Genomic DNA, 24,216 nt, shown 5'->3' on the forward strand with positions numbered 1-24,216 from the left:
ATGATTGGAGATGACGATGAGAGCCAAGCTTGGCATCGCGCCGATCGCCTGGTGGAACGACGACCTTCCCGAACTGAGCGACGACGTCTCGCTGGAGGAGTGCCTGCGGCAGGCCCGTGAGGCCGGCTTCACCGGCATGGAGACTGGCCGCCGCTTCCCGATGGACGCGGCCGTGCTTGAGCCCATCCTGAGGCAGCATGCCATGAGCGTCTGTGGCGGCTGGTTCTCCGGCCGCTTGCTGGTCGGCAATATCGATGAAGAGAAGGACCGCATCGCCGCGCAGATGGAGTTGTTCAAGGCGACCAACGCGCCCTGCATCGTCTATGGCGAGACGGGTCGCACCATTCAGGGCGACCGCGGAACGCCGCTGGCTATGCGCCCGCGTCTCGACGACGATCAGATCAAGGCCTACGGCCGTAAGCTCACCACTTTCGGCGAATGGTGCGCGGGTCAGGGCATGCCGATTTGCTACCACCACCACATGGCCGCGCCGATCGAAAGCGAACAGGACGTCGATCTGCTGATGAAGCATTCCGGCGAGGGTCTGCCCCTGCTCTACGATGCCGGCCATATGGCCTTTGCCGGCGGCGACGTGCTGCGGGTGGTGGACAAGCACCACGCCCGCATTTCGCATGTACACACCAAGGACATCCGCCAAGCGGTCGTGGACGGGCTCGACCGCAGCCGGGAAAGTTTTCTCGACGCAGTGGTAAAGGGGGCCTTCACCGTACCCGGTGACGGCTCGCTCGACTTCGAGGCGATCGTGAAGCGGCTGGCCTCCTACGGTTACGAAGGCTGGTTCGTCGTTGAAGCCGAGCAGGATCCCGTCAAAAGTCCGCCACTCGAAATGGCGAAGATCGGGCATAAGGAATTGCGGCGCGTCATGGCCGCGGCTGGCTACACTGTGGAGAGCTGAAGTATGAATCGCATGGATGGAAAGGTCTGCGTTGTCACGGGTTCAACGCAGGGGTTGGGAGCGGCCATTGCGCGCCGGCTGGCGGAAGCCGGCGCTGCCGGTCTTGTCACTCTCGGCCGCAACGAGGCGAAGGGCCGTGCCGCGGCCGAGGCGATCACGCACGACACCGGCGTGCCTGTCCACTTTGTCAAGGCCGATCTCGGCAAAGTCGAAGATTGCCGAAGCGTGATGGCGGAGGCCGAGCGCGTTTATGGCAAGATACATGTGCTGGTGAACGCCGGTGCCCGCACGGACCGTGGCACCATCCTCGATACCTCGCCCGAACTTTTCGACGCCCTGTTCGCCGTCAACGTGCGCGGACCCTACTTCCTGATGCAGGAGGCCATCCGCCGCATGATCCGCGACGGCATTGAAGGCGCCATCTGCAACATCGGCTCGATCTCGGAACATGCCGGCCAGCCTTTCATCAACGTTTACTGTGCCACTAAGGCGGCGCTGGCGACGCTGACCCGCAACACGGCGTTTTCCGTGATGAAGAACCGCATCCGCGTCAACCAGCTTGATGTCGGCTGGATGGCCTCCGACCATGAGCGGGAGTTACAGGCGAGTGAGACGGGCGATTCCAATTGGGAAGCGAAAGCGGTCGCAAACCTGCCCTTCGGGCGCCTGATCGACCCCCGCGAGGTCGCGCGGGCGGTAAACTTCCTTGTTTCGGACGATGCCGGGCTCATGACAGGTTCGGTGGTGGATTACGACCAGACAGTCCTTGGTGCCGCATCCGGCCCCATGGCCGTGCCTGAAAAGGCGATGGCGTTTTAAGCTTCCGACACCGATTGAGAATCGACGGCCGGAGGATCGCCGGTGCTGCGACAGGTTTCGCGGTTTGGAGTCCCTACCGCTCGGTAACCGTTGGAATGCGGGGATTGACTGCGTTGTTCTGAAGCCTGGCCGCCAAGGCCACGGTCAAAGCCTGGGCAAGACACATAGGAGCCGCCAGCGAGCGCGAGAAAGTGTATTCGTGCTCCGGAACGGCGAAGAGAACGCGCGCGCTCTTGGCCAATGGAGACAGCGTGCTGTCCGAGATCGCCACGATGGGTATACCTCTCCCCGCGGCTTCTTCCACAACATTGACGACCTCGTTCGCATAGAAGCGGAACGACACCGCAAACAGCAGGTCCGTCTTCCGCATCGCGCGGGCCATATGCGTGGCCAGTCCGCCGCCCGGATCCAGGAGCACGCAGCGCTTACCCAGCATGGTCAGTATATAGCGAAGGAGTTCGACGACCGGTGCCGAGCGAAGTTGTCCCATCAGATAGACGACGTCGGCCTTCTCGAGCAGGCTAACGGCTTCCGCCAGATCCTCGGGCTGAATACCGGTGAGCATCTCTTTCAGGGACGCGATGTCACGGACGACCAGATCGTGCATGAATCCCATCTCGCTGCGATCCGTCCGCTCCCCCAGTTCCTTCTCCAACGCCTTGACGCGGGCTTCGAAGCCGGGAGCCGCGGTGGACAATCGTTTCTGGAAGAGGCTCTGCAGGTCCTTGAACCCCTCATACCCCAATGCTTGGGCAAATCGGACGAAGCTGGACGCGTGAACGCCGCTGCCTTCCCCGATCGAGTTCACCGATCGCACCGCGACGTCATTCGGATTTTGGGTGAGATACAACGCAATCTTCTGGTACGACTTGCTCATCCCATCATACCGGTCGTGTATCGCGCGGATGAGATCCTCATAGTCCTTGGGAGCCTCGACCTTCTCGTCCACGATGCACATCCTTGCAATTTTTGTTGCATGATGGCGTCTTTGAAGGTTTTTGACCAGCAGAGAGTTGTCAACTCTGTCCTCGGGCCACAAGTTGTGACTTCCGGTCGTACTGCGCAGGTCAGCTTCGCGCTAGAAAAACGGATCGGAGCGCCGAAGAGTGCGCATCGCGCGTCCGCGCACCAAGAGGGCTGCGACGGGTCCGTGCGAAGGAGACGCGTCAGAGGAGCAGCGGTTTCGGACAGGCGGTAGGAATAGAAGACCGGAAAGTCGACCGCTCCACCGCCCGACCAAAAGGCTTCCCGGCAGCGAAGATTTTTGCCGCCGCCGCCCACTACGACTTGGAGAATTCCTGCTGCCTTATGCGATCCGCAGAGTTACCGATCCGAAAGCAAGCCTCATGTCTTCCTGGAGAGCACATATCGCGCCGCCGCAGACCTCGCGGACTGGGATTCAGCCGGTCTCGAATGTGCATTCGGGCAACCTCTGCCACCACGGGCTCCGTAAGTGCTCTGTCGCGCCGACGTTCGCAACGGCAAGTCCGTCCTACGACCCTGAAAACATCATGGGCTGCGCTTCAGTCGGTGCTGCATTTGGTACTGCATCGCCAACTTGAATCCTCTTAGCTTTGATTTTTATTAGCTTTCCCGGCTCAGTCCGTCCCATCCATCATCGTCCCGACTCGCAATTTCGAGTTCGTGGTTGCTCGATCTCGATTTGTTGTCAGGCCGCTTGCCGACGATAGCAAAAGAACGCCTCCTCGATAGGGGGTCTTGCGATGTAGCGGTCTAGCGACTCGGCCCCCCACATTTGCAGCGGAACATTCTGTGGAGTATCATTTGTCCGATTTACACGTCGCTGTTCGCTTTTGCCGAACGAACTATTGAGGCTGCTTCCGCACAAAGCCACATCCTATTATGGCAGGACGATCTCGCCCTGTTGGGGGATATGGATATGCGGATCTGGTTGCACTCATGGCAACATAGCCCTGTTTCTTTGCCACGAAGCTGCCGAAGCAACTGCCTATTTTGGCTTCGCGCGGCTGCGGCCTTTTCGCGCCGATATCTCCGAGGCAGCGTCTATGAAGAGTGACGCGATCTCCTACCCGCCGAGAGGACTCTCTCGCGACGAAGCCGCACGCTACGTCGGTGTCGGATCGACGCTTTTTGAAGAGATGGTTGCTGACGGGCGCATGCCCAGACCTAAACACATCAACAGTCGGGCCGTTTGGGACCGTGTAGCGCTCGATATCGCGTTCACCTCGTTACCCGACAAACACAACGGTCTGCAACAGCTTTTGGAGCGGAGCAAAAAAGGAAGCAAGGAGATAGAATAGGCAGCTTGCGCATACGCTGCTGGCGTAATAAAGTCGCGGGCTCGTACGGAACACGCGACGTGAACGATCGTGAAAAGCTTGCGCATGAAGTTAAAACTTGGCGCGCCAAGGCAGGATTCACGGCCGAAGCCGCAGCCAAGGTGCTTGGGATACCCAAGCGCACATTTGAAGGCATTGAGCAAGGCAGGGGCTTCCCTTACCCGTTGCTCCTTCGGGTCGCCATGGAGAGCAAAAGCCCTTCGTCTCCGGCGACGATCGAGGTGCCCCGGCGCTTGGAACAGCAGAAGGCTGGAAGGAGGGCTTAATGGGCCGGCCATTCAAGGATGACAAATATCCCGGAGTCTCGTCGCGCCTGAAAAGCGGTAAGCTCGTCTATCGTTACCGCGGCAAGGGAAAGCCCGAAATTCGGCTTCCAGGCCGGCCGGGTGATCCAGAGTTCGAAGCCGCCTATGGACGGGCAACTCAAGGCCAGAGTCAGAAGGCCGTGATCATCGACTTGCCTGGACGGGCGTTGCCAAAGACTTTCGGTCATGCTGCCCGCCGACTTGAAACGACGATGGAATGGCTGGACTTCGACCAAGCGACCCAGCAGAAGAATGCTCGGCTTATTGAACGCTTCCTTGAGATGAAGGTCGATCCCGCCTATCCGCTGACCTGGCGCGACACGCCGATCGAGCATCTCGATGCCGACCGTCTGCGTGCGATTATCGAAGGCGTCTTTGGCACCAGACGGACAGTCGCAAAGCACCTGCTGGTAGCAATCAAAAAGCTCCTTTGGGTGGCGATTGACGTTGAGAAGTGGATCAAGCCGCAGGACGATCCTTCGCTGTCAATTCGCGTTCGCATTCCCAAATCGACGGCCAATCCCGGGTGGCCGATGGCCATTCGTGAAAAGTTCGAGTCGCGCCATGCGGTCGGCACAGCGGCGCGCACCTGCTATGCCCTCGGCTTCTGGCTCGGGAATAGACGCGGCGATATCGCCACACTGGAATGGGAAGATCTGGTCAGCGAGGAAATCGAACTGTTCGATGGCTCGCTGGTTTTGATCGAGGCCTTCGAGTTCCGGCAGAAAAAGAACCGAAACCGCCACGGCGGCAGGGAAGTGTTTATCCCCGTCGTGGACAAGCTGGCGCAGGCTCTGGAGCCGCTAGACCGTTCGAAAGGTGGACCGGTATTGAGGAATGGCTATGGGCGTCCGTTTGCGGAAAAAAGCCTCACCGGCATGATGGCACATTGGAACAAGCAGGCCGGCATTCCGGAGGGCTACACCCTGCACGGGCTCCGGCGTACCTTCGGCACGTATCTCGCCGAATGCAACATCCAGGCACGCGCCATTATGGAAGCGATGGGACATTCCTCGATGACGGTGACGGACGCGTACGTACGGGAAGCCAACAAGAAGCGGATGGCCGTCGATATCGCCCGCGCGATCAACGAGCGGGAGGCGAAACGCGACGCCATAAAGCAGCGGACACCGCTTCGCGTCATCAAGTGAATGGTTTCAATTGGCCGGTGCAGGGCGGCTTATCTGCCGCCCTTTTTTGTTGGGCCCATAACGGGCCCAAAACGTTTTGGGCCGAGGCCACTTTTTCGCAATAAAATCAAAGACTTTGGTGGGCCCGGAGGGTATTCAGAAAGCCATAAAAATCAATTGGTAAGAGATCAGTGGGACTTCAGAGCATTCAAATCTTTTCCAATGTTTTTCAATGTTGTTGTCCCACTCAGAAGTGCCTCAGTCCACCAAGCCGACGCACTGAACGCCTCACTCGCAAGGGAGGTTTGCGCAAGGTGAAAGGAAGATCGCGTCGGTGGGCAGCCTTCCTGAGAAAGGTCGCGGTAGAGCCAACTGCTGACGCTCAGCGCGAAGACATCAATGTCCTGTTATGGGGCCGTCAGAGGACCGGCCGCTTCTCGCGCCCAGAAAGCGATAGCAGACATGCAATAGGTGGTACAAAAGTCTCTAGCGTGACCCTTTCGAGACATTTGCGTGCGGCATTTGCGTCTCGAAAGCGGTTCTTCAGTGCTACCAGCACCAACGACCGTCTGCGGTCGTTCAGAACACGGGTTACCGTCTCTAAACCGGATATTGGACCGGGCAGCCGCCGGAAATTGATCGAATGGAGGTGATCGCCTGTCAGGAGGCGTTCAAAAACGACCTACGACCGCGATCTTCATCGCGGCCGTTTTCATGGTGTCATTCCCGGCTATGCTGACAAGTTCTTTATGATCGGCAGCTTGCGGATCGTCTTGCCCGTCGCCGCCCGTAGCGCGTTGGCGACGGCCGGGCCGATCGGCGGCACACCGGGCTCGCCAACGCCCGTGGGCGGCTCGTCGGACGGCACAATGTGCACCTCGACGCGCGGCATCTGCTCGATCCTGAGCGGCGTATAGGTGTCGTAGTTCTCTTGGTCTATGACACCGCCCGTCAGGGTCAGCTCCTCCTGGAGGATCGCGCCTAGCCCGAAGCCGATACCGCCCTCCATCTGAGCGCGGATCTGGTCAGGATTTATCGCGGTGCCGCAATCTACCGCGCAGACGACGCGGTCGACTTTGAAATCATTTCCATCGTTGAAGGTGATCTCCACCACCTCGGCGACATAGGTCGAGAGGCTTTCATGCAGGGCGACGCCGCGGAAACGGCCTTCCGGCAGAGGCTTGTCCCAGCCTGCCTTCTCAGCAGCCAATTTCAGCACGCCGGCATGCCGTGGATGGTGACCGAGCATCGACAAGCGGAAATCGACCGGATCACGGTTCGCAGCGGCGGCGAGCTCATCGATCAGGGTTTCCATTGCGTAAGCGGTGTGGGTGGAGCCTACCGAACGCCACCACAGCACTGGGATGTTCACGTCCGTCGTGGTCAGCTCGACCTTCAGGTTCGGGATCGCATAGGGCAGGTTGGTGGCGCCCTCCACGGAGGTCGGATCGATGCCGTTCTCGATCATCGCCGCAAAGGGCGAACCGCCCGCGATCGATTGGCCCACGATGTGGTCATGGAGAGCGACGACATTGCCTTCCTTGTCGAGCCCCGCCTTGACTGCGTGCACATAGACCGGCCGGTACCGCCCACCCCGCATGTCGTTCTCGCGGGTCCACTGCACCTTCACTGGCTTGCCGGGTCCCAGTGCACGCGCTGTGGAAACAGCTTCGATAATGAGATCTGCGTCCGAGACCGCTCGGCGGCCGAAGCTGCCGCCGGTCTTCATCACGTGCAGCCTCACCTTGTCCGGCGTGGTGCCGCCTACTTGAGCGGCAGCCGCCTGATAAAGGTCGGGCATCTGGTGTCCGCCCCAGACGTCGATGGTACCGTCTTCGTTGATTCGGGCGGCCGCGTTGAGTGGCTCGATCGAAGCATGGACAAGATAGGGGAATTCGTAGTGCCCTTGGATGACTTTCTCAGCACTGGCCAACGCTGCGGGAGTGTTACCGTCGTCGCGCGCGGTGGCCGCGCCCGGATCGTCTGCTGCCTTAGTGTATTCGGCCATGATCTCGGCCGTGCCGCGCCTTTCGGCCTTCTCTTCGTTCCAGGTCACCTCCACGAGATCGCGGCCCTTGAGCGCCGTCCACATGTCCCTGCCGACCACGGCAATGCCGCGCGGCGTCTGGACGACATCGACAATGCCGTCGAGTGCCTTGGCCTTGGAGGCGTCGAAGCTCTCGATCTCAGCGCCGAACTTCGGCGGATGGATCATAACGGCCGTATTGAGTCCATCCATCTTGAGGTCGATCGTGTAGGTCTGCGCGCCATTGGTCTTGCCGGCGGAATCGTAGCGCTTGAGGCTGTCCGATCCGATCTGGGCCCACTTGTCGCGCGGCTTTAGCGGCACGTCGTCGGGAACCGGCATTCCCGCTGCGGCTTCAGCCAGGTCACCGAAGCGCGCCTGCATCCCTGAGGCGTGCGACACGACCCCGGAAGCGACTGTGATCTCGCCGGCTGGCACGTCCCACCGCTGCGCGGCGGCCGCCACCAGCATGGCCCGTGCGGCAGCACCCGCCTTGCGGTAGCGCTCCCACGACGAGCTCATCGACGTGGAGCCACCGGTTCCCTGCGCGGCCCCTCCCCAGGCGAGATTGCCGTAGAGCGCGGTATTGCCATATCCGCCGACCACGTGGACCTGCGCCCAGGCGCCGTCGAGCTCTTCCATAACCAGGGTGGCGATGCCGAAATAGGAGCCTTGTCCCATCTCGAACTGCGACGAGTGGACGACGATTCGGTTCTCCGGTGTGATCTCGACATAGGTCTGGAAGGGGTTCGCCTGGACCGTTGCAGGCGTCGTTTGTGCGTTGGCGGGCGCGGCCATCATTAGCCGGTAGCCCACGGCGAGGCCCGCGGTGGTGACGGCCGTGCCGAGGAGGAACTGGCGGCGCGTAGGCCCCACGGCATTATGCTTCGGGAGAAACTGCAACATGCCTCAAGTCTCCAGCCGGTTGGCGGTCTCGTGGATGGCCGCGCGGATGCGATGATAGGTGGCGCAGCGGCAGAGATTGCCGCTCATCGCCGAATCAATATCATCGTCCGTCGGCTTCGGCGTCTCTGTCAGGAGGGCCACGGCCGACATGATCTGGCCAGACTGGCAATAGCCGCATTGAGGTACGTCGAACTCGGCCCACACGGCCTGGACCGTTTCGCCGATCTTGCCCGACACGCCCTCAATGGTGGTGATCGAGGCTCCTTCGATGTCGCCGACTGCGGTCTGGCACGAGCGCGTCGGCATGCCGTTAACGTGAACCGTGCAAGCGCCGCACTGGGCAAGGCCGCAACCGAATTTCGTTCCTGTGAGTCCGATGCCGTCACGGATCGCCCAGAGCAGCGGCATCTCTGGATCGACGTCGAGTGTTCGCGCCTCGCCATTGAGGGTAAAAGCGACCATGGTTTGCTCTCCTTGTCCTGAGCTGGCTATCTCGTTGCGCCTCCGCCCGGCTAGGAACCGGATTCTTATTGCTGAGGCATAGCGACCACAGACTAGGATCGCGCAGCTCGAGCAACAAGCCGCTAGCTGGCAATCGCGAGATCGTGAAGTGGCTCGTGTCGAAAGGCTGGAGGCAACTGAATGTCATTTTTGGGCCGACCGGCCGGTCAGTTTCCGGCTCGATGACCTGGTTGGCAGTCATTCCGCTTCTAAGCCGAAACCCCAGACATGAACTGTAGCAGCATCATAAAAGGCGACATCAAGCGGCGATTTTTCGTTGCGCTGCACCGCTAGCTCGTTCGCGTGGTTCATGATCCGCTGGTTATCCGCGGATGCTGGTTCACCATAGATGCCAACACAGAGCTTGCGAAACTTGCCACGCGCTATGCGGTTAAGGATGTGGTCGTCATTCGTAGCGAGCGAATGGCCGAAAATGAAGAAGCAATGGCTGGCGGTCTTCACATTCGCGGTGAACTGCTTGAAGCCTTGGTACAGGTAGGCATTGTGACGGATCTTCGCCTTCTTCTGGGCGCTGGTGGGCTGATGAAGGGCGGCTTAGGTCATGATTTCCGGTCATCGCGCTGCAATGACCCATGAGTCACAGACGCTGCATTTCGCGCTAGACCGCAGCTGCGGTATTCTCGATCATACGCTCAGCCATCCTATTCGCACCTCGTTGCCGCCGTTCGCCGCACCTATCGATCGGAGGCCTTCCAGCCTCGCGATAGCCGCGCTATGTGGCTGCACACAACCTGAGGACGAACAGGAGCAAGATTGGACACATAGAAGCCAGCACAAGATCGCCCTCCCCCTGTCCTTGCTCGTTTTCAACGAAAACAATCAAACTGAGTGCTGCGGGAATAGCGAGCTCGATTTGGCCCACTTCAGAGCGAAGTCGGCCATAAGCCATTGATATAATTTTGGTGGGCCCTGAGGGTGCTTGGAAAGTCAGAAATATCAAAGGCTATTCGACAGTGGGACTGTGTTGCGTTACTATGCTGTCCGGTCTTTTCCGGTTGATTTGTCCCACCCTGATGCCGATTGCGGTCATTCACCGCTGCCTTGGTCAATTCCCGATTCCACAAGCATCCGGTCCTGAGTGGGCAGACGGCCTTCCTAGTGGTAATTAGTCAGCGACACGTTGACCGTTCTCGTCATGCGGGTGAAATCTACGTTCGACCATATACGTCGTCGAAGCGAACGATATCATCCTCGCCGAGATAATCGCCGCTCTGCACTTCAATGATCACCAGGTCAATTCTGCCTGGGTTCTCCAGCCGATGCTTATGGCCGCAGGGGATGTAGGCTGATTGGTTTGTCGCCAGGAACAACTCCTGCTCGCCATTGACGATTTTCGCGGAGCCGCTGACCACGACCCAGTGCTCCGAACGATGATAGTGCATCTGCAGGCTCAGCCGCCGACCGGGCTTCACCTCGATGCGTTTGATCTTGAAGCGCTCGCCTTCCTCAAGAACCGTGTAGGTACCCCACGGCCGGTGTACCGTGCTATGGACCAGGTGAGCTTCATGTCCTGAAGCCTTGAGGCCCTCGAACAGCTTCTTGACGTCCTGAACGCGGTCGCGGGATGCGACAAGCAAAGCGTCCGGGGAATCGACGATCACCAGATCGCTGACACCGACCGTGCCGATGACGCGCTTGTCGGAGCTCACATAGCTGCCGGTCGTGTCGACCATATGCACATCGCCGCGTATCCTGTTCCCGCTTTCGTCGGGGGCGATCAAATCGGCCATTGCGTTCCAGGATCCGATGTCGTTCCAATCCATGTCGCAGGCAACCACGGCAAGTTTGTTCGTCTTCTCCATGACAGCGTGGTCGAGCGAGATTCGCGGGGCGGAGCCGAAATGCTCAGGCGCGAGTTCGATTTTGGCAAAGCCTTCGCCTTGACTGAAGCGCCCGTTCTCGTAGCTGTCGGAGACGGCCTGGATCACCGCGGGGCAATGCGATGCCATCTCATCGAGCATGGTTTGTGCGCTAAAGCAGAAAATGCCGGCGTTCCAGAAGAAGCGCTTGGACGCGACATAGGCTTTGGCTGTGTCCAGATCCGGTTTTTCAACGAAACGGACGACTTTTTCACCATCCGCTTCGATATAGCCGAATGCCGTGTCCGGTCTGGTTGGGGTGATGCCCAATGTGGCGATCCGCCCGAGCTTCGCATGTTCGATGGCCCGGCACATGACGTCTAAAAATGCAGGCAGGTTGCCAACCATGTGATCGGCTGGGAAGACGCATAGAATCGCGTCAGGGCCTTGCGTTGCCTTGGCATGGATGGCGGCTGCCGCAACGGCTGCGGCCGTATCCCGGCCTTCAGGCTCGAGCAGAAAGGTGCGTGGCAGGACCACGGAATCTAGTTCGTCGAACTCGTCCTTGGTAAGGAAGAGGTGTTCCCCAGATGTCACGGCGACGAGTTCCACTACGCCCTTTATCGAACCGACGCGCAGGACAGTGTGCTGAATGAGAGAATGTCCATCTGCTACTTTAAGGAAAGGTTTGGGGTGCGATTGCCTCGAAGCGGGCCATAGCCGCGATCCGGCTCCACCGCTGATGATGACGGGAACCACTTTCATTAAACAACCTCGATTTCGTCTCTGGACGTCATTGCCCGCGCCCTTAGCGTCAGCGTCACGACCGCCGTCGCTCTAGGATGGTCTTGCGGCGCTCCGAGTAACAGCGAAGTTCTGGCGCGTTGCCGGACGGCCGCAGATGAATGATCTCGTCATTCTGTATTCGTGCCCTAAGGCCGTTGGTTTCATCGACGTCGGCAACAGTCCCGAATGGAGCCAAGAACTGCTGCAGTGTGTCCGGATCCTCAAGCCTGCGGATCAAGCTGAGCAGCTGCGGGACATTTAGCGTATGCCATGGCCCGCCTCTCGTGGATTGCGGTCGATGTCTCTATACCTGTTCGTTCCATTTGCCGAATTGCCCAGGTAGCGGTCTTAATCAAGATGAGAGATTCTTTGGCTGCCTTCTATCAAAATCAAACGACTTGGGTCCTTCAGATCGAACTCAATTACCCGCGGTACGAAAAGGCGTGCATATCGTGTAAAGGCGCTCGTCGGAGGAAACCGAACTACAGTATCGCAGCGCCCGAGAAGATACATCTCAACGAGGGCGGAAATTGCGCCGTCCATCCCAAGTGCTGCAGTGTGTAAGGGGCCGTCTTGATCGGATCGGAAATGCTTGGGGACGGTGAGAAGATCGGGAAACTTGGCCGACAGATGATCCAGGATTTGCGCGCTGTCCGTGCACAAGAACAGCCGCACAGGCTTGGGGTGCGGTAACGCTTTAGCCTTATCAACCGCAGTGCACACTTGTCGAACGGCGAACTCCGGATCGGCCCAGTAGGGCGCATGGTCCATGATGTCTTCACCGTTACCATGTCGAACATGAACCCCGATGATGCTGTGCCCCTCAAAACATTCTTGGTAAATGGCATCTATGCGTGTTTGAATTTCAGACCGAGGCTTGAGACTCTGGAAGACCTGCCGCTCGGCATCCTCATCGCAGCGCCACATCAAGCAAGCGTCACACACTACTGTGTTCGCTTCGACATCGTGTTCGGCCTGAAAGAGCTCGCCCAACTCGTCGCGCTCTTGGAAAATCTGCTCATCTGGGCGGTAAAGGCAGTCGATCGCTGGCCTATTCCACCACTCCGGGAAGAATGGACCCGGGAAGGAAAAGTCGTTGATCCGGTCGTCGCAAATAGCCGGTACGCCAGCGATGTCATTGATCGGTTGGAAGAACACCGGAAAGGCATTTGTGAAGGGTTGGTCGAGATAGCAGGACCCGCGCCAGTCGACGGCTAGCGTTCGTCCCGACCGCTGAGCGTAGCGCCAAGCGGCCGCCAGCGACCACAGACAATCACCGAACCCCGTACGCCTCTGAGAGACGACGAACCTGCGCTTTACCAATCCACTGACCTGCATTTTCGGAAATCTCGTTTCAGAGACGAGGTTGCATCTGGCTTGGGATCTCTTAATCGATACTAGTCGACCGTTACGCCGGGCGATTTGGTAGAGGCTGCGCGTGGGGCAGAAGAGCTCCTCAGCACTGCCTATCCTTATCTCTGTGACGCTCGCAAATCTTGACGCCGGGTACGCTCGCTTCCGGTTTAAATTCAGCGTTCTCTAATGCGCCCGGCGACATGTGTAAAATTGATTGCGTGAATGTGGCCCATCCATGTGATGGATACTAAGGCGTTCCTTGACCATGAGCCTCTGCTGACGTGGGGCCGCGCTTTGCTAAGCGAAACAACCGGTCGAGGCAGTCCACAAAGTCCCTTTTTCAAGTCCAATTCTTAACTGCCTCAACGTAACATGTCATTTGCGGGCGTTTCTTGAAGGACGGATGTGCAGGACCCGCCAGCCGTCGAATGTCAGGCGCAGGCCATCCACGTCATTTATGGCCATCATGGCGTCCGGTCCCATCGAAAGATGCGACACGGCGCCCTCTGACGCTTTCAAGTGCGCCAACATGGCGCAATTCCTGCCGGATAGCTTTCGAGCCGGCTGGACTGAGCGACTGGCACGCGATGCTGTGCCACGATGGCCGGGAGAGGAATTTTGGCGTCTGCAGCCATGTGGAGGATCGTTCCGACGGTTCTGCGGGTTCTCGGTGTCAGAGCGGACACCTGTGCGAACCCGCTCTCGTCCGTTTTCGACAGGCCCTTGAGGTTCATGACCCTGTTGTTCGCCGAGATCACCCGCCAGTTCAGCGATCCAGGTGAAGATCGGCACGCCTGTCGATGCGGCGATCATCGCCTCGGCCAGCGAAGATGATGAAGAGGGCCATTGGGTCAAGTACAAGCGCCGACCAGCGTTTCATTGCTTCAAAGCCCATTTCGGTGCCTACGCCGATACGGCCCTTGTCGAGGAGATCGCCGTCACGGCGCCCACACCGAGGACGGCAACGCCGTTCCTGATGCTCTGCCCGACAATCCCGGCGAAGTGTTTGCCGACAGCGCCTACCGAGGCAATCATCTCGGCGACGCGGTGCGCGCCAAGGGTGGAAGGCCGCGCATCGTCGCAACCGCTATGTGGGGGCGCGACGAGGCCGAGAGCTTGACGCCTGGAACCAACCGATCCACAGAATTTGTACTCGGATCGAGAAGATCTTCGGCACCTGTAGCCGGATGCGATGGCGAGGGCTGGCAAAGGCGGCCGTTCAAATTCGCCGCACTGCGATCGCCTACAGTATGAATCACAGTTTGATGGTCGCCTCGTCCCGCCCATCGTTGAAGCCCAGCCACCGTTTTCGGGCTAGCGCGCCCGAAATTCCTTGGAGGTCAATACGTAATGCCCTACCCGGCTTTTCGCCGCCGTCTCAGATGTGCGGTTCGCCCAAAGCCCCCGACTGCCACGAACTTTGTCTTCGCGCGGAGCGAAACCTCGCGCCCACGACTTTGTGCCGCCGATGTGCCGCGCTGCCCTGTCAAACAATCCATTTTATGGATGCACCTCATCCAAACAATCGATTTCACTGATCAAAACAATTTCCATTAGAAGACGCTGAAGCAGGCAAAGATTACTTGGTCAGCGCAAAAGAGGGATGGTGGAGTTCTAGTGTGGCTTGGACCCACATGCTCGCCATTTTATCTGGGAACGGCTACGTGCCCTGCTGGCGCAGGGCAATACGATTCTACTGGCCACCAACTTCGTGGAAGAAGCGGAGCGGCTATGCAACCGACTGTGCGTGCTTGAGAACGGATGTAGAATCCCAGAAGGGCGTCCTAACTCGCTGATTGATGAGCAAATCGGGTGCGACGTGATTGAAATCTATGTCGCTCACCCCGTGAGCTGAGTTCGGCACTCAGGCCGCATGTGCGACTTAGGCAGGTTAGCGGCGAGACTCTGTTTTGCTATGCCTCCAAGCAGGAGCAGGTGTGCTCGCTGGCTGACACTGTCAATGACGAGCTCCGCGCCACATCTGTCGAAATCCTACCATAGGGTATGAGGCGGGCCGCCGGTGTGGCGAGCCAGATTCGAAACTTCAACTACCATAGAGCAGGAAGAAAATGGGCGAGAACAGGAAAGTTGCTCTGGTTACGGGCATAACGGGACAGGATGGTGCCTATCTCACGCGTCTTCTGCTGGAAAAAGGCTACGTCGTTCATGGGATTAAGCGACGTTCCTCTTCCTTCAACACGGGTCGCATCGAAGACATCTACCAAGACCCGCACGATCCCGATCCGCGCCTAATTTTGCATTACGGTGACCTCACTGATGCGACTAATCTCATCCGAGTAGTTCAGGAATCCCAGCCAGACGAGATTTACAACTTGGCCGCTCAGAGCCATGTCCAGGTGTCGTTCGAAACGCCGGAATACACAGCAAACGCCGACGGTATCGGAACATTGCGACTTCTTGAGGCGATCCGCCTCCTCGGTCTGAAGGACAAGACCCGCTTCTATCAGGCCTCGACTTCAGAGCTCTACGGCCTCGTGCAATCCGTACCGCAGAACGAAACAACGCCCTTTTATCCGCGCAGCCCTTACGCCGCCGCCAAGCTCTACGCCTACTGGATCGTGGTCAACTATCGCGAGGCCTATGGTATCCATGCTTCCAACGGCATTCTCTTCAATCATGAAAGCCCACTGCGCGGCGAAACTTTTGTGACGCGCAAGATCACCCGCGCCGCCGCTGCTATCTACCTCGGCAAGCAGGACAAGCTTTATCTCGGCAATCTCGATGCTCAACGCGATTGGGGCCATGCGCGTGAGTACGTGCGTGGTATGTGGATGATGATGCAGCAGGAACAACCGGATGATTACGTGCTGGCGACGGGCAAGACGACCCCTGTCCGCCAATTCGTCGAATGGGTTTTCGAAGATGTCGGCGTCGAGCTCGAATGGCGTGGTGAGGGAGTCGACGAAAAGGGCTATGATGTCGAGACCGGCAGATGCCTAGTCCAGGTAGACCCACGCTACTTCCGCCCCACGGAAGTCGATCTTCTCCTGGGCGATGCCACCAAGGCGAAGGAGAAGCTCGGCTGGGTGCATGAGACATCGGTGCGCGAGCTCGCCGCGGAAATGGTGCGGGAAGACCTCAAGGTCATGCAGACATCGGTAATCATGAAGGAAGCATAATGTACGATCTGAAGGGAAAAGCAGTGTGGGTCGCGGGCCACAAGCATGGTGGGCAGGGCTGTTGTAGGCCGCCTCGCGTCTGAAGACTGCAAAGTTATGGCCGCCCTGACGTTTCCCCCAAATTTTATCCAGTCGTGAGTTCGTTTCCGGGGGTGGATTTGCCCTGATGGCCGGTGGACGCGACGGGTGCTGGCGCGGAGCGTTTCACGTTGCGCAGCGCGAGCGACCGTCGCGGGTTGAAGGTCGATGCACATTCGTTGGGTGTCTGCCATCCGATGTGCGAGTGCGGACGCGCGCCGTTGTAATCGGCGCGCCATACATTGAGCCTCGCGCGGGCCTGGGCCAGGGACGTGAACCGCGTCTCGTTGAGGAGTTCATCGCGAAGGGGGCCGTTGAAGCTCTCGCGTTAGGGTGCTAGCCAACCTCCGACTGTGAACTCGCGGAAGCGATTTACGGCAAGCGCACATAGCAGCTCGTCCACGGCGTTCGTACATGAAGTTTGGAAACTTATAATACTGGTACACACCTCCATGGGGGAACATTATCTCCAATATCTCAGCGATTGCCGGATAGCTATCTGCCTTCACCTACCTCGGCCTAGTGCAGAATCTTGGCCGAATGAACTCGGCGCTCTTGCTGCACACCAATGGTCCGTCCCGCGCGAAGTGCGATCATACCGCCGCAGCTTACCTTCAAATCCGGCACTGGCGAGGATCTAGATCCAAGCCGACGGCGCCGGGCATCAAATAAAAGGCCGCCGACCGAAGCCAGCGGGCTTGATTGGGATGGCCCGCGCGGACGGTCAAGACTGCGCCGGCCGACCATGGCGGAGGGACCACCTTGGTCAACGGCACGGCCCGATGACGGCGTGCCGATGTACCACAACATGCGGCGAGATAGAGCTTTCCGGCGTCGTGGAAAAAAGCCCGCCGGTTTTGAGCCTGCGGGCAAGTTCTGGAGTAGCTGAGTTCAACCCAGCATCAGTCAACGACCGGCGGAAGGGTTGGTTGCAGTGGATGCCAGCTAGCCGCAGCATGCTGTGAATCGTAGCAAAGTGAAAAACAAAACTCTGGACTTCCAGGTCGGACTCGCCCCAATATTTGTTTGGGGGAATTCACATGAAAATTGGAGCACTCATCGCAAGTGCAGCCCTGTGCGTCAGCGGCTGCTCTACGAGCACTGTCGTGTCGGACAGCGATCTCACGGCAATGAATACCGTTGCGCTATGTCACGTTCTCGCCAGCAGCACGGACGAACAGTATCGTAGTCGGGTAGCGTCCCTTCTAGTGCGCAGGGGCGCAACAGCAGAGAAGTGCACCAGGCTTGTGCAAACCGACAATGCTGTCGCGACGGGCATAGCGGTCGCGGCTGTCGGCGGCGCAGCTGTGGGTGTCGCTGCCAACAACGGCTATGGAGGCGGAACATATTACCGGCCACCGCCACCACAAACCTATGGCGTCGCGTGGGACCAATTCTATGGCCAGAACTACAGCGTTATCTGGCGCTGCCGCGACCGGTCCACCGGGCGGTTCGTTGACGATTACTATTGCGCCGGCCTGCCCATGGTCGACAGCGCATGGCCGGGCTGGTCGGCGTAGCGGATGAGCAGGCCATACCGCAAATATCGATCCAATCGGTGGCAGAGACCCACCGGTGCCAAGCTGTGGCGGCGCCAACTTGCGAGCGTGCCGGCAATGCTCGGTCTTACGGCAGCGGCGGCAGTGGCCGCCTTCCTGGCGCCGTCGAGCGCGCAACGTAGCAACGATGCATCAAAGGCCAGCCCACGAAGGGTGGCGCCCGCTTCGCTTACCGGTGTCGCTTCCGTCATTGACGGCGATACGATCGAAATCCACGGCCAGCGCGTCCGCTTCAACGGCATCGACGCGCCAGAGAGCCGGCAGCTGTGCCGCGATGCGAATGGCGCCGAGTATCCTTGCGGCCGGCGATCGGCCGAAGCGCTGGACACTTTCCTGGCCGCGTCGAGGCCGCTCGAATGCACATTCGTGACGTGGGACCGCTACCACCGCTTTGTCGGCGATTGTCGGCGCGCCGACGGCGCGGGCGTGGCCGCCTGGATGGTCGAGCACGGCCAGGCGCTGGATTGGCCTCACTACAGCCAGGGCGCTTATGCGGGGCAGCAGGCGCAAGCCCAAGCCTCAAAGATCGGCCTGTGGGCCGGGACGTTTCAGGCACCCTGGGAATGGCGCGCTGCGCACGCCGACGGCGCGGCGCCGTCGAGTCGCCCGCTGGGCATCATCAGCCGTAAGCTGGTCGCGCAGAGCGGCTATTCTTGCGAGCCGCGGAGAACGTGCAAGCAGATCGGTTCCTGCGACGACGCCAACTGGTACCTGCAAAACTGCTCATGGGGCGGAAAACTCGATCGCGACAAGGATGGGATCCCCTGCGAAACACTCTGCTAGCTGAAATGTAACGGAGTAAGCGCGCTACGGCCTGTTCGGCTTTCCGCTTACACCGATCCAAGGAAGACCATGCATGGGCGGCGCGGTCTGCTAGCCCCATTTTTTGACGAGGTATTCTATATCTGAAGGGCAGAAAAAGTTGTTGCGACAATAGAGAGAAGACGCCTTAACTAAGACTTTCAAAACCGTTAAGTGTATGCTGGCAGGCGATCAAGGCGTGATGTTGCCCTGTCGGGGGGGCGAGTAAAATGCAGACTGTGATGAGTCAAAAGCTGGCAAGCTATGGCCAGTGGACCTACCGTGGTGCCTGGGCCCTAGAGATTGCGGCCGCAGCGATTGGTCTTACGACAGGTGTAGCATTAGGCGTACAAGCGTTTTCTGCAAGCGAGTCTGTCACTGCAATGGATTTGACGCTCGCCAGTGCACCCTTTCTCATGGTGGCAATCGCGGAGCTCACCAAGATACCGATAGCTACACTGCTTTTCAGCGCGTCTTGGCTCTGGAAGCCCATAATCTTGGTCTTCCTCCTGGTTCTTGCAGGCATCACTTTCGAAACTGTCTTTATGGGGATGGAGAGGGCAGGCGCATTGCGTCAGCTGCGTTATGAGGAACTCGTAAACAAGATTGATGCCCTTGAGCAGGAAGCGACAAAGCTCGCCTCTGCTGACGAACTTGGTCGAAGAGCCGATCAGGTCGATCAAGCCCGTTCCGAAATTGAGCAGCTGACTTCTCTTGCAGAAAAATCGCGTGCGACCTCTCAGTCGCAAATTGCCGAGGCCAATGCGGAATTGGAGGGAACGACAGCCCTTACTCCAGAGGCCTCGCGTGTTCGCGATCAAGTGGATGAGAAAAATGCTGTTCGATCGGCGCTGATTCAACAGCGTGATCGCGAAGTTAAAGACGCTGTCGATCAGTTTGAGCGCCAACGCGACAGCTTTGTTGAACGTATCAAGATGGCGCGCGATTCAGGCGACAGCGACTCGGCACGCAGGCTAGAATCGGAAGTGGCTAAACTTGCCAACCCCCGCACGAAAATTATCACCAAGTTCGACACTCGGATTGAGCCGCTCGATCAAGAGATTGCTGCGCTGCGCGAAAATTTCGATCGTTTGCGGGCAAATAGCCCTCCTATGACTACTGACCAGAGGCAGAAGCTTGTCGATAGGCGTTCGTCTCTGGAGCAAACGCGCGATAGTGATGCCGCGGCTTGGCAGCGTCGATTGGATGAAGCGGGCAAACGGCTCGCAGATGCCCAAGCGGCAGAAGCCAACAAGGCAAACACCTCGGCGCAAAACCAGGTCAGACAGGACCAGATTGCCAAAGCCCTCAGCGCCTTTGCCAAGGAGCGGATCCCAATGGCGCGGACAGATCAGGTCCGCCGTATTGCCTCACGGTGGTACGGCAGCAAACCTGAACTGGTGACTGAGGCACAGGCCGGAATAATCTCTGTGATTTGGTTCGGCTCGCTCGCGCTCATCGCCGCGCTCGCGGGACCAATTACGGCAATGGTCGCTCTGGCGCTCCAGCGCATTGCCGCCCGAGAAGAGGACAATTCAGAGAGCAAGACTTCCAGGCTGCTCCGCAGAATGCTTCTGAGTTGGCGTTGGCGCCGAATTCGGACGATTAAGGTACCAGTCGAAGTTATGGTCGAGAAAGAGGTTGAGAAGCGGGTTGAGGTGCCTGTGGAAAAGGTGGTCAAAGAGATCCTCTATGTTCCGCTCTTCACCGATGATCCCGAAGTCCTTCGCAAGGCCCTCGACCAGGATTTGCCGCCTGAGGTTTCAGACCTCGTGACGGTATCAATGAAGGGTCGCAAAAGTGCTCGTCCGGCATAACACCACCCTGCTTGAGCAAGCCGTCGATCTCGCCGTCAAAAGGTCAGCGATTCCAACCTTGCAGGCTCAAGCCGCGGCCCAAGAGAAGACAGCCCGAGCGACCGCCTTTCGCCGAATGGCGACTGGCGGAGCCATTGCAGTGGCGGCGGTCGGGATTGGGCTAGGCATCAATCTTGGTCTATGGGACAAAACCTTGCCGGAGCCGGCGGCTTTGCCGACCATAGAGCAGCCAAGCGATCTCACCTCCCCAAAAGACGAGCCGCCTATTCCTGTTCCAACTCCAAAGCCAACTCAGGAGCAGGCGCCCCAGGCTGACGTCCCTACCAAGCCTGACGTGGTGACCGTCGACTTCAACAAGTTCGCCACCAAGAACGTCGAGTTCCAAGGCACCACTTGGGAGTTAATCACAGGTCACCACTTCAAGGATGAGAACGACGAAAACTGGGACCGAGCGTGGTGTTACTCTCGGCGGAGTGTGAACGGCGTAGACGTAAATGTATCATTGGCAGCTCGTTCTGCCCCGACAGCGCCACCAGCCGGGCCTGGCGCTGCTGCTCAGACGCTTCAGTTGGTCGGCCTTAATGATTCATCCGCCGTCGATCTTGCAACAAGATGCGCGTGGCTGGATGGTCGCACATTTGCGTCTTCAGACATCATTCCTGACCCGTCACGAGAGCAGGCCGCAACTGTCCCCGCAGAAACTCCTGCGACAGAGGTCGATCCAGATATTGGATTTGTTGTTGTGTCCGGGTGGGACGCGATCGGAAACGACCTGCCGGATATGCCAATTAGGAACGTGAGTTCTGAGCAGTGTCAAACCGCCTGCGATACCGACTTCAGGTGTCTAGCGATTACTTATAACACAAAATTTCGAGCTTGTTTCATGAAAGGGGACGCATCGCTACTGGTCAAAAGCGAAGAGTCGATCATGGCCGCAAAGAAAGTGGTAGAGAGCAATTTGCGCTACTCGAATTTGGTGTTCGCCACAAAAACGGAAATTTCTGGCAATGCCTATTGGACCTCTCCGCTCCGATATCCCGACTGCATACTGCAATGTGCAAACGACAAATCCTGCTTAGGGTTCAATTTCCGCAAAAAAGAAAGTGCGTGTGTCCTTTTCAACAGCATAACCCAATCCGCTGATAACGCAGCGGTCGCATCTGGCATCAAGAGCGTCGCCAACTAAAGTTGAAGCAAAGCACCTATCCTCAAGGAGCGATTGAAGCCAAGCCACTTGTCAAAGAAAGTGGCTAGCAAAATTCCACGATAACCTTTGGGTTAGCGGCAGACTGTCCGGTGCTGGTGTCAGATCGCGAGAAACTGCCGTTCGCGCCGATGATAAAACCCTCCTGGCAGACCAGAATGACCACATTGGCCTGATCCGAAAGGATGAAGCGCGATGGTCACCAACGTTCCTCCGGATCGGACCAGAGCTGGGGAACGCTTCTGATGTCATCCCCGATGACATCGAACACCAGATCGACTGTGCCGAGATCTTCCAAGGCATCGTTGTTGAGGTCGACCAATTCGTTTGCGCCGAAGTCGAGCGCCTTCTGACGGTCGACCGTTATCACCTGTGATGACTCGTCGAGCGCAGCCGACATAGCGGAGACCCGCCGCAACATGGTCTCGAAGAGTTCCAATCGCAGTCCAGACGATGCAATGTCCCTACCATCAATGGAGGGCAACATGACGACGCTCAGCGATAACGAGATAATGACTGAACTTGATGCCGGAAGGTTGATCCGGAATCCGGACCCGGACATGCTGGATGGCGCCTGCTACGAGCTCCGGCTTGGAAGCGTGTACTATGACCTTACTGAAAATGGCACGCGCTTTCAGCTGAAGCCGGGCGAAAACGCGTTAATAAAGCCCGGGCATCGGGTCGTCCTGATCACCGCGGAGGAACTCGACACCCCCGCGCATATCCTAGTCCGCGTAGTCAGCAAGGGATCCCTCTTCAGCATCGGCCTGAGTCCGGTTGCGACCTACGCCGATCCGGGCTTCAAAGGGAACCTTGGAATCGTGACCCAAAACATTAGCGACAAGTATGTCGAGCTGCCCCAGGGCGAGCCCATCGCCAAGGCAGATTTCACTAGGCTTTCGAGTCCGGCCACGAGGCTCTACGAGGGGCAGCACGGTTTTCAGCTTGGCATCTGGCCTATCAAGACGCACCTTCAGAAGACTCACAGCGAGGTCGCAGATGATCGACGTGTGTTGTCCGAAAAGCAGGAGAGCCTCGCCCTACTTCCCGCAGCAACACGAACCGTGCTACGCCGCATGGAAACGACACAGCTCTGGACGAACATCGGACTGGTTCTCGCCATCATCATCAACTCATTCGCGATCTTCGTGATGGAAAAATGGCTTGTCGATGGCATGATAGGCGTCATTGCAAGCCTCGTGGCCGCGTCGATAATCAGCTTAGGATCACTGACGATCAATCTGCTCGGAAGGAATAGGTGATGGATTTTTCTGCGATCGTTGCCCGGCAGATCGGCGCTGACGAGCGGCGAGGATTCCCGGTTCTCTTCGGCTCCGACGCTGAACGGCACGATCAACTCGTTCGCGACCTCGTCGGCCTTATCGGCGAGATAGGGGAGTTCGCGAACGAGCTCAAGAAAGTAGGTCTCGGTCTGAACAATCCAAAGTACACAGGTCCAAGCCTCGGGGAGGCTACACCGCACCTGCGCGAGGAGCTAGCTGATGCCGCAATTTATCTTTTTCGTCTCTCGACCATCCTCGGCGGCGATCTGGAGCGGGACATTCTTTCTAAGATGGACGTAAATGACGACCGCTACCGCAAGCTGGAGCGATAAGCTCGTCTTCTTGCTGGGGGTGAACACAGGCTTCGTGACTGACGGGGAACCGGACGCGCGGTACATCGATTTCTACAGCCAGCGAAGCTCAGCTGATCTTCACTGCGCCATTGTTGGCAACGTGGTCGTTCCCGGAGGTCACGGGAGCAATCGTTCAACGCCATCCATTGGATCAAACCCGATGTGGGCGCACTTAGCCGGCGCGATACGCGAGCGTGGATCGCTCCCGGGTATTCAGCTCGCAACAGCATGGGAGGGGTACGAAGGCGCCCGGAAGTTTCGATCGACTGATACCGCCCAGGTTATAGGGCGCGCGAGAGAGCTCGTCCGCTCGCTTGGACGTCATGGGGGTGACCGCGTCCTCGACTCCTTCGGAGCCGCAGCGGCCATCGCCATTGAGCATGGCTTCAGTCACGTTCAGGTCCATGCGGCCCACGGTTACTTGCTTAACCTTCTCGTAGACGAGCGGATCAATCCCGACGCGAGCCACGTCGAAGACAGGCTAGAAAGATTGGCTGAGTGGCTGCGCGCACAGGGCGTCGAGAGCTCAATCCGGATATCGATGCGGACCGGCGATATCCAATTCGACGCGTCCGGTGCCATAGCGTTGCAAGACCGCATCGCAGCCCTGCCGTTCGATTTCATCGACCTCTCCTCTGGATTCTACAATGTCGACAAGAGGCTCATCTATCCGGCCCGAGCTGAGATCACGATCACGCGCTTTCGAGATAGCGTTGATGTCGCTCAGCGCCATCCGACGCGGCGCTTCATAGTCTCGGGCCGTATCGCTCAAAGGGCTTCAGAGTTGCCACAGAATGCGCATATTGGGCTCTGTCGCGACCTCATCGCCAATCCCCGCTTTCTTGTTGAGCCGGAGAATGGGTGCCGCAACCACGGGAAGTGTCATTACTACTCGCGTGGGGGAGAACACGTGACATGCCCACGGTGGAGCGAGCCCGGCGGCTGAAAGGCAGCAATGATCGGGGTGCCTGGGCGCGGCGCCGCGTCTTTAATCGAGGGGCAGCTTCCGGGGAAGCCCCCCGATGCCCTGCATGGCGGAGAGGCGGCGCGTTGATGATCGGCAGGGTCGGGGCCGGATACGGTTATAGGGTCTGG

General features: G+C 58.5%; 21 protein-coding genes and 3 pseudogenes. 14 read left to right on the plus strand and 10 right to left on the minus strand.

The genetic code is table 11. From position 1 onward, the window contains the following. The first annotated feature begins 16 nt into the window (after positions 1-16). Positions 17-916, plus strand: a complete 900-nt coding sequence (gene iolE, locus NKH90_RS17300; RefSeq protein WP_023676597.1) for a myo-inosose-2 dehydratase — start codon at positions 17-19, stop codon at positions 914-916. A 3-nt stretch (positions 917-919) separates the two neighbouring features. Continuing rightward, positions 920-1,735 carry an SDR family oxidoreductase gene (locus tag NKH90_RS17305; RefSeq protein WP_352541473.1) on the plus strand — a complete coding sequence of 272 codons (816 nt, stop codon included), beginning with the start codon at positions 920-922 and terminating at the stop codon, positions 1,733-1,735. Between the two features lie 73 nt (positions 1,736-1,808). On the opposite strand, the gene NKH90_RS17310 is transcribed toward NKH90_RS17305, so the two are convergent. Continuing rightward, complete coding sequence (locus NKH90_RS17310) at positions 1,809-2,684, minus strand: MurR/RpiR family transcriptional regulator (protein WP_352820159.1); 876 nt, start codon at positions 2,682-2,684, stop codon at positions 1,809-1,811. Between the two features lie 1,078 nt (positions 2,685-3,762). On the opposite strand from NKH90_RS17310, the gene NKH90_RS17315 reads away from it, so the two are divergent. From NKH90_RS17315 to NKH90_RS17325, 3 genes are read left to right on the plus strand one after another with little or no spacing between them, the layout of a single operon-like run. Next, positions 3,763-4,017 (plus strand): helix-turn-helix transcriptional regulator, encoded by a 255-nt coding sequence (locus tag NKH90_RS17315; RefSeq protein WP_352820160.1) that lies wholly within the window; start codon positions 3,763-3,765, stop codon positions 4,015-4,017. 59 nt (positions 4,018-4,076) lie between these two features. Next, positions 4,077-4,322 (plus strand): helix-turn-helix domain-containing protein, encoded by a 246-nt coding sequence (locus NKH90_RS17320; protein ID WP_352820161.1) that lies wholly within the window; start codon positions 4,077-4,079, stop codon positions 4,320-4,322. Beyond that, positions 4,322-5,512, plus strand: coding sequence for a tyrosine-type recombinase/integrase (locus tag NKH90_RS17325; RefSeq protein ID WP_352820163.1), 1,191 nt, complete (start codon positions 4,322-4,324; stop codon positions 5,510-5,512). Before NKH90_RS17320 ends, NKH90_RS17325 begins: the two co-directional genes overlap by 1 nt. A gap of 709 nt (positions 5,513-6,221) precedes the next feature. On the opposite strand, the gene NKH90_RS17330 is transcribed toward NKH90_RS17325, so the two are convergent. From NKH90_RS17330 to NKH90_RS17360, 7 genes are all read right to left on the minus strand, one after another. Beyond that, positions 6,222-8,423 carry a xanthine dehydrogenase family protein molybdopterin-binding subunit gene (locus tag NKH90_RS17330; protein WP_352690738.1) on the minus strand — a complete coding sequence of 734 codons (2,202 nt, stop codon included), beginning with the start codon at positions 8,421-8,423 and terminating at the stop codon, positions 6,222-6,224. Positions 8,424-8,426: 3 nt separating this feature from the next. After that, complete coding sequence (locus NKH90_RS17335; protein WP_352467057.1) at positions 8,427-8,885, minus strand: (2Fe-2S)-binding protein; 459 nt, start codon at positions 8,883-8,885, stop codon at positions 8,427-8,429. A gap of 237 nt (positions 8,886-9,122) precedes the next feature. Next, positions 9,123-9,437 (minus strand): DUF4917 family protein, encoded by a 315-nt coding sequence (locus tag NKH90_RS17340; protein ID WP_352820207.1) that lies wholly within the window; start codon positions 9,435-9,437, stop codon positions 9,123-9,125. 656 nt (positions 9,438-10,093) lie between these two features. Next, entirely contained in the window at positions 10,094-11,509 is a 1,416-nt protein-coding gene (locus NKH90_RS17345; RefSeq protein WP_352449728.1) for a mannose-1-phosphate guanylyltransferase/mannose-6-phosphate isomerase, read from the minus strand. 55 nt (positions 11,510-11,564) lie between these two features. Further along, a complete protein-coding gene (locus NKH90_RS17350; RefSeq protein ID WP_348633214.1) occupies positions 11,565-11,768 on the minus strand; it encodes a hypothetical protein in 204 nt (67 codons plus the stop codon). A gap of 110 nt (positions 11,769-11,878) precedes the next feature. Then, positions 11,879-12,868, minus strand: coding sequence for a nodulation protein NodZ (locus NKH90_RS17355; RefSeq protein ID WP_352489772.1), 990 nt, complete (start codon positions 12,866-12,868; stop codon positions 11,879-11,881). A gap of 393 nt (positions 12,869-13,261) precedes the next feature. Continuing rightward, a complete protein-coding gene (locus tag NKH90_RS17360; protein ID WP_352820165.1) occupies positions 13,262-13,741 on the minus strand; it encodes a hypothetical protein in 480 nt (159 codons plus the stop codon). Between the two features lie 766 nt (positions 13,742-14,507). Here NKH90_RS17360 and NKH90_RS17365 point away from each other — a divergent pair. Further along, a pseudogene (locus NKH90_RS17365) lies at positions 14,508-14,824 on the plus strand (nodulation factor ABC transporter ATP-binding protein NodI); the annotation flags it as partial. 131 nt (positions 14,825-14,955) lie between these two features. Next, complete coding sequence (gene gmd, locus NKH90_RS17370; protein WP_352489769.1) at positions 14,956-16,026, plus strand: GDP-mannose 4,6-dehydratase; 1,071 nt, start codon at positions 14,956-14,958, stop codon at positions 16,024-16,026. A gap of 124 nt (positions 16,027-16,150) precedes the next feature. Here the strand turns inward: gmd and NKH90_RS17375 are convergent. Further along, positions 16,151-16,429, minus strand: a pseudogene (locus NKH90_RS17375) (integrase core domain-containing protein); the annotation flags it as partial. Between the two features lie 922 nt (positions 16,430-17,351). Here NKH90_RS17375 and NKH90_RS17380 point away from each other — a divergent pair. From NKH90_RS17380 to NKH90_RS17395, 4 genes are all read left to right on the plus strand, one after another. Further along, positions 17,352-17,624, plus strand: coding sequence for a hypothetical protein (locus NKH90_RS17380; protein WP_023803258.1), 273 nt, complete (start codon positions 17,352-17,354; stop codon positions 17,622-17,624). A 123-nt stretch (positions 17,625-17,747) separates the two neighbouring features. Beyond that, positions 17,748-18,446: a thermonuclease family protein gene (locus NKH90_RS17385; RefSeq protein WP_352718578.1), complete on the plus strand. Its 699-nt coding sequence runs from the start codon at positions 17,748-17,750 to the stop codon at positions 18,444-18,446. Between the two features lie 248 nt (positions 18,447-18,694). Further along, positions 18,695-20,281: a hypothetical protein gene (locus NKH90_RS17390; RefSeq protein ID WP_352820168.1), complete on the plus strand. Its 1,587-nt coding sequence runs from the start codon at positions 18,695-18,697 to the stop codon at positions 20,279-20,281. Further along, positions 20,265-21,467, plus strand: coding sequence for a PAN domain-containing protein (locus NKH90_RS17395; RefSeq protein ID WP_352492283.1), 1,203 nt, complete (start codon positions 20,265-20,267; stop codon positions 21,465-21,467). The genes NKH90_RS17390 and NKH90_RS17395 overlap by 17 nt, the downstream gene beginning before the upstream one ends. Positions 21,468-21,682: 215 nt before the next feature. Here NKH90_RS17395 and NKH90_RS17400 read toward each other — a convergent pair. Beyond that, positions 21,683-21,843 (minus strand): annotated as a pseudogene (locus tag NKH90_RS17400) (NADP-dependent oxidoreductase); the annotation flags it as partial. Positions 21,844-21,970: 127 nt separating this feature from the next. On the opposite strand from NKH90_RS17400, the gene NKH90_RS17405 reads away from it, so the two are divergent. From NKH90_RS17405 to NKH90_RS17415, 3 genes are read left to right on the plus strand one after another with little or no spacing between them, the layout of a single operon-like run. After that, on the plus strand, positions 21,971-22,747 hold the full coding sequence (locus tag NKH90_RS17405) for a dCTP deaminase domain-containing protein (RefSeq protein WP_352492284.1): 777 nt from the start codon (positions 21,971-21,973) through the stop codon (positions 22,745-22,747). Further along, a complete protein-coding gene (locus tag NKH90_RS17410; protein WP_352492285.1) occupies positions 22,747-23,100 on the plus strand; it encodes a hypothetical protein in 354 nt (117 codons plus the stop codon). The genes NKH90_RS17405 and NKH90_RS17410 overlap by 1 nt, the downstream gene beginning before the upstream one ends. Beyond that, positions 23,069-24,067: an oxidoreductase gene (locus tag NKH90_RS17415; protein WP_352820170.1), complete on the plus strand. Its 999-nt coding sequence runs from the start codon at positions 23,069-23,071 to the stop codon at positions 24,065-24,067. Before NKH90_RS17410 ends, NKH90_RS17415 begins: the two co-directional genes overlap by 32 nt. Positions 24,068-24,216: the final 149 nt, after the last annotated feature.

The organism is Mesorhizobium sp. M0898, from assembly GCF_040319695.1.
GTDB lineage: Bacteria > Pseudomonadota > Alphaproteobacteria > Rhizobiales > Rhizobiaceae > Mesorhizobium.